Annotated in this window: 7 protein-coding genes and 1 pseudogene; 5 read left to right on the forward strand and 3 right to left on the reverse strand. The window is 57.4% G+C overall.

The genetic code is table 11. The features are described from left to right. Window positions 1–39: 39 nt before the first annotated feature. Together AU11_RS00500 and AU11_RS00505 are read right to left on the reverse strand one after the other, a co-directional pair. A complete protein-coding gene (locus AU11_RS00500; protein WP_043315591.1) occupies window positions 40–1,473 on the reverse strand; it encodes an aldehyde dehydrogenase family protein in 1,434 nt (477 codons plus the stop codon). A gap of 110 nt (window positions 1,474–1,583) precedes the next feature. After that, a complete protein-coding gene (locus AU11_RS00505) occupies window positions 1,584–3,221 on the reverse strand; it encodes a 5-guanidino-2-oxopentanoate decarboxylase (protein WP_081847850.1) in 1,638 nt (545 codons plus the stop codon). Between the two features lie 309 nt (window positions 3,222–3,530). Between AU11_RS00505 and AU11_RS00510 the strand changes: the two genes are divergently transcribed. The 5 genes from AU11_RS00510 to AU11_RS18510 all read left to right on the forward strand — a co-directional run bounded on the left by AU11_RS00510 (window position 3,531) and on the right by AU11_RS18510 (window position 10,905). Further along, the gene (locus tag AU11_RS00510) at window positions 3,531–5,222 is read left to right on the forward strand and encodes a molecular chaperone HscC (protein WP_043315593.1); all 1,692 of its coding nucleotides are present in this window, start codon (window positions 3,531–3,533) and stop codon (window positions 5,220–5,222) included. After that, complete coding sequence (locus tag AU11_RS00515; protein ID WP_043315596.1) at window positions 5,222–6,478, forward strand: RDD family protein; 1,257 nt, start codon at window positions 5,222–5,224, stop codon at window positions 6,476–6,478. Before AU11_RS00510 ends, AU11_RS00515 begins: the two co-directional genes overlap by 1 nt. A 161-nt stretch (window positions 6,479–6,639) precedes the next feature. Then, a complete protein-coding gene (gene pdxH / locus AU11_RS00520; RefSeq protein ID WP_043315598.1) occupies window positions 6,640–7,278 on the forward strand; it encodes a pyridoxamine 5'-phosphate oxidase in 639 nt (212 codons plus the stop codon). 271 nt (window positions 7,279–7,549) lie between these two features. Further along, a complete protein-coding gene (locus AU11_RS00525; RefSeq protein WP_081847851.1) occupies window positions 7,550–9,850 on the forward strand; it encodes a TonB-dependent receptor in 2,301 nt (766 codons plus the stop codon). A gap of 77 nt (window positions 9,851–9,927) precedes the next feature. Further along, on the forward strand, window positions 9,928–10,905 hold the full coding sequence (locus AU11_RS18510) for an NAD(P)H-quinone oxidoreductase (protein ID WP_081847852.1): 978 nt from the start codon (window positions 9,928–9,930) through the stop codon (window positions 10,903–10,905). 280 nt (window positions 10,906–11,185) lie between these two features. Here the strand turns inward: AU11_RS18510 and AU11_RS00535 are convergent. Then, window positions 11,186–13,174: pseudogene (locus AU11_RS00535) on the reverse strand (transporter substrate-binding domain-containing protein); the annotation flags it as partial. Window positions 13,175–13,178: the final 4 nt, after the last annotated feature.

The following is a 13,178-nucleotide window of genomic DNA, read 5'->3' on the forward strand; positions in this document are numbered from 1 at the left end:
AGTCAACAGCGCCGCCGCGGGCGACGGCGCGTCAGAGTTTTATGCCGGAAGTTGCACGGATTTCAGTTCAATAAACTCGTCCAGGCCGGCGGCGCCAAATTCGCGCCCATTGCCGGAACGCTTTACACCGCCGAATGGGGCGTCGTAATTGAACTCGCCGCCGTTGACGAAGCACAGGCCGGCTTCGATACGGCGCACGACGTGCATTGCGGATTCTGCGTCTTTAGCCCAGACACCGCTGGAGAGGCCGTATTCGGTGTCGTTGGCGATGGCGATGGCTTCGTCCATATCCTTGTACGGAATCATGCAGGTGACCGGACCGAAGATCTCTTCGCGGGCGATGGTCATGTCGTTGGTGACGTCGGCAAAGACGGTGGGCTTGACGTAGAAGCCTTTGGCGAAGCCTTCGGGAATTTCGCTGCCGCCGGCAACCAGGCGTGCGCCTTCGGCGATGCCTTTATCGATGTAGCCGCGCACGATGTCGCGCTGGCGGGCGGAGGAAAGGGGGCCCATAAAGTCGTCGGCACCGGTGCCCATGGCCACTTCTTCGGCCACGCGTTTGGCAATGTTCACCGCTTCTTCGTAGCGCTCGGCCGGTACCAGCATGCGGGTCAGTGCGGTGCAGGTTTGTCCGCTGTTGATGAACACGTCTTCACAGCCCCAGCGTACGGCGGCTTCGAGGTCGGCGTCGGGGGTGATGATAAACGGGGATTTACCGCCCAGCTCCTGGCACACACGTTTGACCGTGGGCGCCGCGGACTTGGCCACCTCGATACCGGCGCGGGTAGAGCCGGTGAAGGACACCATGTCGATGTCCACGTGGCTGGAAAGCGCCGCACCGACAATGGGGCCGGCGCCGGGAACCAGGTTGAATACACCGGCGGGGAGGCCGGCGGCGTCGATGATTTCCGCCATCACGTAATCCTGTAGCGGGGTCATCTCCGAGGGTTTCTGGATCATGGTGCAGCCGGCGGCGAGGGCGGGGGCGACCTTGCCGACAAACTGGTGCAACGGGTAATTCCACGGGGTGATAAATCCACACACGCCCACCGGTTCCCTGAGCACGACAGAGTGCCCGGCCTTTTCGGTTTCTTCCATCAGCGCGGCGCGGTCGGCGTAGTAGCGCATGGCGTAGATGGGGCCATCGATATGCAACCATTCAGTGATATGCGCGGGACAACCGAGCGCCTGGGATACGGCGTCGATCAGGTCCTGCTTGCGCGCTTCCATACCGTCGGCAATAGTGTGCATCAGAGCCTGGCGTTTGGCAGCGCGGGTGTGGCGCCACTCTTTGAACGCCACCTTGGCAGCCGCTACGGCGTCGTCCACATCTTCCATGGAGCCCTGAATGACTTCGCACAGGGCTTCTTCGGTGGCAGGGTTGATCACCGGGTGCAGGCTGCCGCCTTTTGAATCGCGCCATTCACCGTTGATGTACAGTTTTTTCGTGGGCAGTTGACTGATTGTTGTCATGAATTAATTCCAAATTTCTCTGTGTTTCTTCTGTAGGAGCTTGCCGCCATGGGAACCGCTACAGAGCTCTGACTATTTCGCCTGCCGGCAGGCTCCAGCAGCGCGTCCGTTCAGGGCGCAGTAATTTCAATCAGGGTCGGGCCCTGGCGGCCGAAGGCTTGTGCCACCGCTTCGCCCAGTTGCTCCGGTTGCTCGATGCGGCAGCCCTCGGCACCGAAGGCGCGGGCGAGTGCGACAAAGTCCGGCGCATGCAGATTGACACCTTCTTGCTCCACCGCCGCCTCGTCCATGAAATCGCGAATCTCGCCGTAACCGCTGTTGTTCCAAACCAGTATTGGCAGCGCGAGCTTCTGCTCCACAGCGGCGGCCAGTTCACCCAGGGTAAACATGATGCCGCCATCGCCAATCAGGCCGATTACCGGGCGCCGGCTCGCCAGTGCGGCGCCGATGGCGGCGGGCAGGGCGAAGCCCAGGGTGCCGTAGCCGGTGGTGCAGGTAATGTGGCTGCGCGCCTGAAACAGACGTAATGCATGGTTGGTGTTGTAGGCCAGCTGGGTGGAGTCTGTCACGAGGATGCCGTCATCCGGCAGCGCGTCGCGCAGAGCCTGCACCCAGGGGTAGCGATCTTCGGAACCCGGCCACCATTCGCTGCGGCATTCGCGCAGCAATTGCGCGACTTCGTCGGCGGCATGTTTCGCTTGCGCAGTTCTGTCGACCGCAGCCATTGCATCGACCAGCTGTTGCAGGGCGGCTTTGGCATCGGCACAGATTGCCAGGTCCGGATTGGCGTTACAGACCAGTTGCGCCGGGTCCAGATCTACGCGAATCAGCTTGCCTTTGAAATGATAATTGTCACGCACCAGGTTGCGGTCGGTTTCTGCCAGTTCCGTCGCCACTGCCAGTACCACGTCCGCGTTTTCAATCCGCTCGCGCACATTGGAAAAACTCAGGTTGGCGCCGCCGCACAGCGGGTGGCGTTCGTCGACGATGCCTTTTGCGGCGAGGGATTCAAATACCGGTGCGGCAATTTTTTCCGCCAGCGCGGTGGCCTCTGCGCCAGCCTGCTGCGCGCCGCCCCCCAGCAGAATCACTGGCCGCTCCGCTTTCGCTAACAGTTTCGCCGCGCGGTCAATGGTGTCTGCCGGTGCGGCAGGCAGGGCGGTGGGCGCCACTGCCCGATAGTCCGCTATCCCGTGGGACATGGCCGCGGGAAAAAGATCGATGGGAATTTCGATATGCACGGGACCCGGCCGCGGCGCGTGCATCACCTGGAAGGCGCGGGCCAGGGTTTCCGGCAGTTGCTCGGCACTGGTCAGGGCGTGTTGCCACACGCAGAAACCGCGGGTGACATCCTGTTGCCGCGGCAGTTCGTGCAGGCGACCGCGACCACTGCCGAGATCTTCACGGCGGTTGACCGCACTGATCACCAGCATCGGAATAGAGTCGGAATAGGCCTGGGCCATGGCCGTAGCGGCATTGGTTACACCGGGTCCGGTGATCAGAAAACACACACCGGGTTTGCCGCTGGCACGGGCGTAGCCATCCGCCATAAACGCTGCACCCTGTTCATGGCGCGGCGTGATGTGGGTCAGGCCGCTGCCCGGTAGACCGCGGTACAGTTCGATAGTGTGTACCCCGGGGATGCCAAATACGGTATCCACACCGTAACCTTTTAACAGGTGCATCAGTACCTGTGCGCAGCTTGGTGCTCCGGTATTCTGTGGGGTTTGAGAAGTTGCGGAAGACATGCCTTGTTCCTGCCTGTTCTTTCTTGTGTTGGCTTGCCTGCGCAAGCGGGTATGCAACGGAGCCTAGTCTTGCGCCGCGGGGGCTGCAAGCGTCCGCAGAGTCTGCATCCCTGCGGGATTAAACGCAGGAAAATTAAGATAGGGCTGCCTTGGCGGCAGGATATTTGTGAATCCTGCCGGGGTTGCAGGTTGGGGGTGAGATAGTGTCCTCGCAGGGCGGCTCGTCAAATAGTGCCTGGCGCCTGAAATATGGTTCAATGGCGCACAACGATAAAAACATTTCAGCCGGTTTTATGTTCAGGGGGAACAATGGCCATTGTCGGGATTGATCTGGGTACGACCAACAGTGCATGCGGAATTTTGACGGATGAGGCTGTCACCCTGATCCCGAACCGGTTGGGGGAATTACTTACGCCCTCGGTAGTGGGGCTGGATGACGCTGGCGAGCTGGTAGTCGGGCGCACGGCAAAGGAGCGCCTGATCAATCACAGTGATCGTACCGTCGCCGCATTCAAGCGCCTCATGGGCACCGATCACAAGGTCAAGCTGGGACGTCAGTTGTACAGCGCCACGGAGCTTTCTGCGCTGGTATTGCGCTCTCTGAAAGAAGACGCCGAAGCGCATCTGGGCGAGCCGGTTAGCGAAGCGGTAATCAGCGTGCCTGCCTATTTCAACGACAACCAGCGTCACGCCACCAAGCTGGCGGGCGAGCTGGCCGGGCTCAAGGTTGAGCGCCTTATCAACGAACCCACCGCTGCAGCCGTGGCCTACGGACTGCATGACAAACGCGAAGGAAACTTCCTGATTCTCGATATGGGGGGCGGCACCTTTGATGTGTCTATCCTCGAGTTTTTTGACGGCATTATGGAAGTGCATGCCAGCGCCGGTGACAATTTTCTCGGCGGTGAGGATTTTGTCGAGGCGATGATCGACAGCGTGCTGAAAGAGCTCGACCTGGAGAAGTCTGCACTGACTGCCCGGCAGCAGCAGAATCTGTATATGCAGATGGAGAGCGTCAAGCGCCGGATTGGCCAGCAGGCCTCCCAACCCCTGGAGCTGGACCTGGGCAAACAAAAATTCCAGTGGGCCGCTACCAGTGAATGGTTTGAAAAAGTGGCGACTCCGCTATTACTGCGCGCCAAACGTCCGATCGAGCGCGCCATGCGCGACGCGGACATGCCGCCGCAATCTATCGATGAAGTGGTACTGGTGGGGGGCTCCACCCGCATGGCCCTGTTCCGCTCCATGGTGGGGCGTATGTTCGGGCGCCTGCCGTCCTGCCATCTGGATCCGGACACCGTGGTTGCCATCGGCGCGGCGATTCAGGGTGGACTGAAATCCCGCAATGCTGCGCTGGACGATATCGTGCTTACCGACGTCTGCCCCTACACCCTGGGCACCGGCATTGTGAATGAAGACAGCCCGGATCAGGGCAGTTACTTCCTGCCAATTATCGAACGCAATACGGTAGTGCCGGTCAGCGTGGTGCGGCAGGTGTGCACGGCCAGCGACAACCAGACCGAACTGCGTATCGATGTCTACCAGGGGGAAAACCGCCTGGTAAAGAAAAACGTATTTCTTGGTGAGATGAGTGTGCCGGTGCCCAAAGGGCCGCGGGGCAAAGAGGCGGTGGATATTCGCTACAGCTACGATATGAACGGCTTGCTGGAAGTGGATGTCACTGTGGTCTCCACCGGAAACACCTACAACAAGCTGATTGAATTTACTCCCGGTGCACTGGATGACAAAGCGAAAGCGGCGGCACTGGAAAAACTGGCTGCTCTGAAATTCCACCCGCGGGAGGACGAAGTCAACCGCGCACTGATTGCCCGCGGAGAGCGTCTGTACGAAGCCAGTCTCGGTCCGCAGCGGGATGCCATTTCCCATGCACTGGGGGAATTCGACCGGGTGCTGAACGGACAAAACCCGGCGGAAATCAAAAAAGCGCAGGCGGGGCTGCAGGCGTTTCTCGACCGCTTCGACGGCGAGGACTGGATCTGATGAACCCCTGGGCACACCTTGGCATCGAGCCCTGTGATGACCCCCGTGCGGTCAAGCGAGCCTATGCGGCCAAGCTGAAGCTCAACCGTCCCGACGAAAAACCGGAAGAATTTCAACAGCTGCACAGTGCGTACAAAATGGCACTGAAGCTGGCTCAGGCTCAGGCCCGGCGCAGTGCGCCGGTGGCCGAGGAGCTTACAGAGGTCCTTATCGAGGAGCCTGCCGGGGCAGCGACGGAATCTGTTGTCGAGCCGGCTCGGGAAGCGGTACCACCGCTGATCGAGTCGTCTCCGCAGGTATCTCCGGTAGAGCAGTCCGCTCCATTGGAACCGGAAGAGGCTGGGGTAGAGATCGGGTCTGAAGCGGAAGAGGACGCGGCCCGGCAATTGCGCATCGAAGAATACCGCCGTGTGCTTGTTCTGGTGGAGCAGGTGCTTGAAGACCCCCTGCGTATTCACCGTGAGGAGCGCTGGCACTTCCTCGCTGAATCCCGCTATATGCTGGAAGAAGAGTACAACTGGAATCTCGGGCTGGCGGTGTTTGAGCGTTTTGCGCGCTTCAATCAGGATGCCGCAAAGCACGGGGGCAAACACAATACCCATGTCACCGGGAATGTACTGGCTTACTGTGATCAGTTATTTGGCTGGTCTGGCAATGCGCCGGCCTATTACCAGCAGTTTGACGAAGCGCTCGCGGATACCCTGTTTGATGCCATGCAGCCGATTGACACAGAGCGTGACCCAACGACGGCAATCCGGGGTGGTAGCAAGCTGGTTCGCGAGAAGCCCAAGGTGGCCGAAGAGCAGCTGGGCCAATACTTTTTTGGTTCACTGCTGGGGCGCTCCGTTGCCGTGTTACTGGACATGATGCTGGTGCACCTGATGATGGGGGTCATGGCTACGGCAATCATCATGAAAGTCTCCGGCCGGGCGGAGTCCGATGCGACCGTCCTCGGTATCGTTGTGACCGGTGGACTCTATTTGGTGGGTTCTTGGCTGTGCGAGTGCTCCCGATGGCAGACCACACCGGGGAAATGGGTGATGGGGTACAAGGTCACCAACAAAAATTTTCAACGGCTGGGGTACGGGCGCGGTCTTTGGCGCACTCTCAGCTTCACTCTCACCCTGGTTACCTACAAGATTGGCTGGTTTATCAATTGTTTCCTCGGCGGCAACCTGATGCACGACCGCCTCAGCGGCACGCACGTGATCAATTATCGAAAAAGCCGTGAGGAACATCTGCGCCGGCAGAAGTAGCCCTCCGGTGTGGTATACAGATTGGGGATCGGAGACCAAACTGCGTACACTTGCGGGCGATGTCGAAGCCGATGGCGACCACTGGACCCGGTGTTGCGATAGATTGGTCTTCAATGGTTAAGTTGAGCTGTATGTAATGAGTTGTAAAGGAAATGACAGCGATGGAAATTGATCAGTGGCGTAGAGATTACCTGCAAGGTGGCCTGCAGCGGGAAGACCTGGCGGATGATCCGATCAGCCAGTTTCGCAGTTGGCTGGAAGAGGTGGTCAAAACGAATATCTCGGACCCCAGCGCCATGTGCCTGGGTACCGCCGATGCCAGCGGTCAGCCATCACAACGTATCGTGTTGTTGAAAGGGTTTGACGAGGCGGGCTTTGTTTTCTATACCAACCTGAAAAGCCAGAAGGCCTGGGATATCGCCGCGAATCCGCAGGTATCCCTATTATTTCCCTGGCATTTTCTCGAGCGCCAGGTCATCGTGCGCGGCGTCGCTGAGCAGGTGGCCGATAGCGAGGCGGACGCGTATTTCAGTACGCGCCCCAGAGAGAGCCAGATTGCCGCCTGGGCATCGCATCAGAGTGATGCCATAGTGTCGCGTCAGGTATTGGAGGATCAGTTCGCGGCCTGCGCGAAAAAGTTTGCAGACTCCGCGGTGCCGCGCCCGGACTTCTGGGGTGGTTATCGGGTTGTGCCTCACGCCATCGAGTTCTGGCAGGGCAGGGCGTCCCGGCTACACGATCGTTTCGTCTATCGCACCATGCAGAGTGGGGAATGGCAGCTGGAACGGCTGAGCCCCTGATCCGCCTCGCTGCTATTATCCCTGAAAGCTATGGTTATCCCTGAAAGCTATGGTTGGACGAGTGTGCAATAGCCTGAGTGAATATCTAAAAATAAACTTTTGAAACTCGGACAGCTCTTGTAGTCTTTGATTGCCGGCATTGGAGAGTGTCGGCAAAAACAGCGCGGTTTCAGATCGGGTTGTCAGAGGTATTGGCGACAAGCAATACCGGTCATAGTGAATCTGTTGCTGGAAATTACATAAAAATAACTCAGTGCAATGGAGAGAGATTATGGGAAGCGATTCCAATGCTTTCAATACGCCTATTACCCCCTTTAATTCCACCTGTGAACGAAAGAAAAGCGCGAGCCTGACCCTGGCTTCGGCCTGTTCTGTATTTGTACTTTCGGTTGTGTGTGGTTCCGGTGATGCGCGCGCAGTGGAGAGTTCTGTCAATACTTTGATGGAAGAGGTTCAGGTTACTGCGCGCAAGCGCGCGGAGGCTGAACAGCTGCAGCAAGTGCCCGTGGCTGCTACTGCCTATTCCGGGGACCAACTGGAGGCACTACAGACGCGAGATCTGCAAAGTCTCTCTTTCAAGATGCCAAACGTGCAACTGGAGGATATCGGTACCGTCAAGAATACGGCCAACTTTACCGTGCGCGGTCTGGGAGTAAACAGCTCGATTCCCTCCATTGATCCTACTGTAGGAGTGTTTGTCGACGGAATGTACATGGGGGTGAATGCCGGGGTTGTCACCGACATGTTTGACCTGGAAGGTATCGAGGTGCTGCGCGGGCCGCAGGGACTGTTGTTTGGCCGCAATGTGACTGGTGGTGCTGTGGTGATAAAAACCGCGCGTCCATCCGAAGAGTTCTCCAGCAAGTTCAAACTCTCAACGACGGACAATCTCGATACCGTTGCTGCGGCCACCGTAAACGGTGCTATTTCCGAGCGGGTTAATGGTCGAATCACTGCCTATTACAATGATGATCAGGGCTGGTTCGAGAATGTATACACTGGTGATGACCAGGCCGGTGCCTCGGATACCTGGTTTGTGCGGCCGAGCCTGAGTATCGCCCTGAGTGAGTCAGCTGAATTGTTGGTGCGGATGGAGCACGGACGCATGGACGCCGCCGGCGTGGTGGCGCAGAACCGCGGCGCACTGGCCGCTAATTTCCCGGCCTACCCACTATTTGGAGTCGATGTCTCTGATTGGGATAACGGCGAAGGCTCGTTTGAAATTGCCCAGAACGAACCGGGCTATCAAAACGACGAATGGTCGCAGGTGATTACCGAGTTCAATCAGGATGTCGCCTTTGGTGACGGTACCATTACCAATATTCTGGCCTGGCGTGAATATGCGGCGATTGGCCTGGGTGATATCGACTCTTTGCCTATTACCGCGTTTCACGCCCATACCAGTATCGACCAGAGCCAGTTGAGTAATGAGTTGCGCTACGCCGGCCGTTTCGGTGCGGCCGCCGTGACCACCGGGTTGTACTGGTTCAGCCAGGACCTGGCCTACTTTGAAAATCGCCAGTTGCCCCTCAATGGTCTTGATATTACCGGTGGCGGTTTGCAGGAACATGAGGCGCTGGGTGTGTTCGCCCAGGCGGATATCGACCTGAACGAAGCCTGGGTACTGACTCTGGGCGGGCGTTATTCCACCGAAGAAAAATCCGCAAAAGTTGCCACCATTAATCCTGTGGTGACGGCGTCGACCCTATGCGATCTGGAAGGCTGTGCATTTTATGATTTCGACGACAGTGCGCGCTGGAATGCGTTTACGCCCAAAGTAGGCCTTCAGTGGAATCTATCGGACACCGCACAGATCTACAGCTACTGGACCAAAGGGTTCCGCAGTGGCGGATACAACATGCGGAATACCGGGCTGTTACATGAACCTGGCCCCACGGATCAGGAGGAGCAGACATCGTTTGAGATCGGCGGAAAAGCGGAGTGGCTGGATGGGCGGCTGCGCACCAACGTAGCCCTGTTCCACAACACCATTGACGATATGCAGCGTGAGGAAAACCTGACGGATCCCGTATTTTCGGTTGTTCAGTATATTCGCAATACCGCGGATGCCACCATTCAGGGGGCGGAGTTCGAATTGATGGCAGTGGCTAGCGAGAATCTGCTGTTCACTGCAAACGTGGGATATGTTGATGGTGCTTACGATAGCGTTCGTGGTGACATCAGCGGCGACGGGATGGTTGATGAACAGGATCTTGCCCTTGATATACCGCGTCTCGCGCCCTGGACTTACGGAGTCGGCGTGGTGCATGATCTGCAGATGGGTAGTCTGGGTGTGTTGACCTCGCGGCTGAACTTCAATCACCGTGACGCGGCGCCCTATACCGACAATAATGTAGGCATGCTGTCGGAAGCGGATATGCTCGATGTAAGTCTCGGATTTGTGCCCGACTCCGGCAACTATCGTCTCGCACTGTTCGGGAAAAATATGCTTAATGAGGTCACCGAAGGCAACAACACGCAACTACCCTCGACATTGGGTGGGCCCGGTGCGAGCTTTACCCCGCTGAATAAGGGGCGGGTGTGGGGCCTCGAATTAACTTACGAGCTATAACCGTTCGTTTTTATGAGCCCGGCACTGCCGGGCTTTTTCGTACTAGGGCTCAGGTATCAGGAAAACGGAGTTATCACATGCGATATATTGACCTGCCAGAGCACGGTGGTCCGGAAAAAATGGTGGTCGCCGAAGGCGAGTTGCCAAAGGCTGGCGCTGGCGAGGTGTTGATTCGTGTAGCTGCGGCTGGTGTCAACCGCCCGGATATTGTGCAGCGTGCCGGATATTACCCGCCGCCACCGGGTGCATCTCCGGTAATGGGGCTGGAAGTGGCAGGTGAGGTTGCCGCAGTCGGTGGTGGTGTGCAGCGCTGGAAGATCGGTGACCGGGTGTGCGCATTGACCAACGGTGGTGGTTACGCCGAATATGCGGTTGCGCCCCAAGGGCAGTGCCTGCCGATTCCCGAGGGACTGGGTGACATCGAAGCCGCGGCGCTACCGGAGACGTTCTTCACGGTATGGAGCAATCTGATGCACCGCGCGCACCTACAGTCCGGTGAAGTGTTGTTGGTGCACGGCGGTTCCTCCGGAATCGGCACCACCGCGATCCAGATTGCGGCCAATTTAGGTGTGCGTGTGTTCACCACCGCAGGCAGTGATCGCAAATGTGCAGTATGCGAGCAGCTCGGCGCAGAACAGGCAATCAATTATCGCGAGCAGGATTTCGTGGAGACTGTACTCTCGGCCACCGGCGGCAATGGTGCCAATGTGATTCTGGATATGGTGGGCGGCGCCTATGTCGATCGCAATATCCAGTGTGCCGCTCGCGATGGTCGCATCGTCAATATCGCTTTCCTCAATGGCGCGAAAGTGGAGGTCAATATGCTACCAGTGATGCTGAAGCGCCTGACGCTGACCGGTTCAACCCTGCGCCCCCAGCCGCCCGAGGTGAAGGAAGCAATCGCCCGGGACCTGGAGCAGCATGTGTGGCCGCTGATTGCCGCTGGCAAGATCCGTCCACATGTGACGGCCACATATCCGCTGCAATCGGTAGCCGATGCCCACCGGAAAATGGAATCTGGTGAGAGTATTGGCAAGATAGTGCTGGTGAATTGAGGGATATCTTCACTTGTTGCAACAGATGCTCCAGCCGTGCAGAGAGATTGGCAACGGTGGGCAGTTCCTGAAGCCGGATATGACCCACATCACCGGGTTTCAGATCGGTGTAGGCTTTGTAGATGTTGCTGATATTCTGCACGTAATGCACGGGTTCCGCACCGCGCACATAGCCGTAGCGGGCTTTTTTGAAATAGCGCGGCTCGGAAAGCTTGAGCATCGCTTTTTCCACGTTATCGAACCACACGTTTGGATCCAATCCCAGTTCTTCCGCCAGCCGCTGGGCGTCGTACAGGTGGCCAATTCCGGCGTTGTAGGATGCCAGTGAGAACCAGAGTTTGTTTTCCAGTGTCAGGTCCTCGTCAAATCGATCGCGTACCCAGTTGAGATATTTGACACCGGCCTCGATCCCGCGCTTGGGTTCGAAAAGCGGGTGAGGATAACCGACCTCATCAGCGGTGCGCGGCATTACCTGCAGTAGTCCCTGAGCGCCCACCGGTGATTCTGCCTTGGGGTTAAAACTGCTTTCCTGCCACATCTGCGCAACGATAAGGCGCCAATCGAACTCGTGCTTGCGTGCCGAGCGCTTCACCAGTTTGTCGAAGGGGGAGAGATCCCCGTCCGGGGTCAGGCTTTCCAATAGTTTGGCGGTTGCGGTGCGGTCAGGCTCGAAATACGTTTTGATTTTTTTGGCGTAACTCTCGCTTTTCACATAATCGGACAGAAACGCATCCAGTTTTTTCAGCAGCGCGTGGCTCTTTTTCTCTACCATCCAGCCCTGCGGTAGCGGATCGCTGACCAGCGGGCCTGCGGACAACGTATCGCGGAGCATGGACTGTATTTTGGCGGCGTGCGCATCGACGATGGTCACATCCGCCTCACCATTGGCCACCATATTCATGATGGATTCATAGCTGATTTCCGGTGGGGTGAATTCGATCTTCAGTTTGATGCCGCGTTTCTGCAGCGTTTTTGCGGTTTCGACAAAGGCGGTTGTCGGGCGCAGTGTGAGGGTGCGCCCGTTGAGATCATCAAGGGTCTTGATCTCCGGTTTGGCGTTGTTGCTGAGAATCTGCTGAGCGGTTTCGAAGTAGGGTGTGGTGAAGGCTACACCCTGCGCCTTGCGCTCAGGCGTGATGGTCATGGACGCACCGGCGAAGTCACCACGGCCTTTTTTCAGCCATTCAATCAGGGACTCCTCGGGCGGGACGGCGATCAATTGCAGCTCGAGGTCGTGCTTTTTCGCAAAAGCCTTGGCGAGATCGTAGTCGAAGCCCATCAGTTCGCCTTTCCACATAAAGTAACTGGTAGGACCGTTGTAAGTAAGAAAGCGGATAATATCCGATTTCTTGATGGCTTCCCAATCCGCGGTGCGTTCGACCGGGGCCTTGATCAGTTTTTTTGTGAGAAAATTATTGATGCGAAGACGCAATTCAGAGGAGTCTTTGCGCATGGCCCATACAATATCCTGATCACCGCTGACCATAGCGCCAGCTTTCAGGTCGTCTCGATACGACAGAAATCCCTCGACGATATTGCTGTCCAGGATCATAACCGCATTTTTTCTTGCCTTCATTTTATCGAACACGCGGTCGAGGGGTTCACCGACCTGTAAAACCAGGGTTTCCAGTTTGGCATCGGGGATCTTGTCCACCAGTTGTTTGGCGGTATCCATGTAAGTGCTATCGGCGAGCGCGATAATCGTGATGCCTTTTAATGCCTCCACTGAACTGATATTCGGGCCATCTTTTCCGGTGATCAGCTGTTGCCGAACGCGGTAGATATTTTCACTGAGATCGTAACGTTCTTCACGCTCGTCTGTCCGGGTGAGGTTGGCGGCGACCACATCGGCACGGCCATCATTCAGCATCTGTAGCGCCTCTTCCGGGGTTGTAGCGGTCACCCAGTAAGGCTCCAGACCAAGTCGTTTGGCCAGATCTGCAGAGAGATCAAAGTACAGTTGTGTGACGATGGTGGCGCGGGGCAGCATGGTGTCGAAACCTGTAACGAGATTTACAAAGCGTATGGAACCGCGTTTCTCCAGGGCATCCAGGTCACCTTTCTCGATATAGTTTTCAAACGGGCCTTTGTGAAACTTGCGCTCTGTGGGTGGTTGTTTTTCCGGTTGGCTCTCTGATTTGGCGTCTACCTGAGAATCTGCCTGGGGATCTGTCGGGTCCTTATGACAGCCGCTCACCGCCACTGCACACAGCAGAGTCAGGTGCAGGAGGTAGGTGTAGAAGCTTGTAGTGTGGGGTTGCATTCGCATGGGC

The organism is Microbulbifer sp. HZ11 (assembly GCF_000708675.1).
Classification (GTDB): Bacteria; Pseudomonadota; Gammaproteobacteria; order Pseudomonadales; family Cellvibrionaceae; genus Microbulbifer.

Coding starts and splice junctions, on each gene's coding strand:
- AU11_RS00500 (WP_043315591.1), bottom strand. CDS start 1,473: ATGACAACAATCAGTCAACTGCCCACGAAAAAACTGTACATCAACGGT.
- AU11_RS00505 (WP_081847850.1), bottom strand. CDS start 3,221: ATGTCTTCCGCAACTTCTCAAACCCCACAGAATACCGGAGCACCAAGC.
- AU11_RS00510 (WP_043315593.1), top strand. CDS start 3,531: ATGGCCATTGTCGGGATTGATCTGGGTACGACCAACAGTGCATGCGGA.
- AU11_RS00515 (WP_043315596.1), top strand. CDS start 5,222: ATGAACCCCTGGGCACACCTTGGCATCGAGCCCTGTGATGACCCCCGT.
- pdxH (WP_043315598.1), top strand. CDS start 6,640: ATGGAAATTGATCAGTGGCGTAGAGATTACCTGCAAGGTGGCCTGCAG.
- AU11_RS00525 (WP_081847851.1), top strand. CDS start 7,550: ATGGGAAGCGATTCCAATGCTTTCAATACGCCTATTACCCCCTTTAAT.
- AU11_RS18510 (WP_081847852.1), top strand. CDS start 9,928: ATGCGATATATTGACCTGCCAGAGCACGGTGGTCCGGAAAAAATGGTG.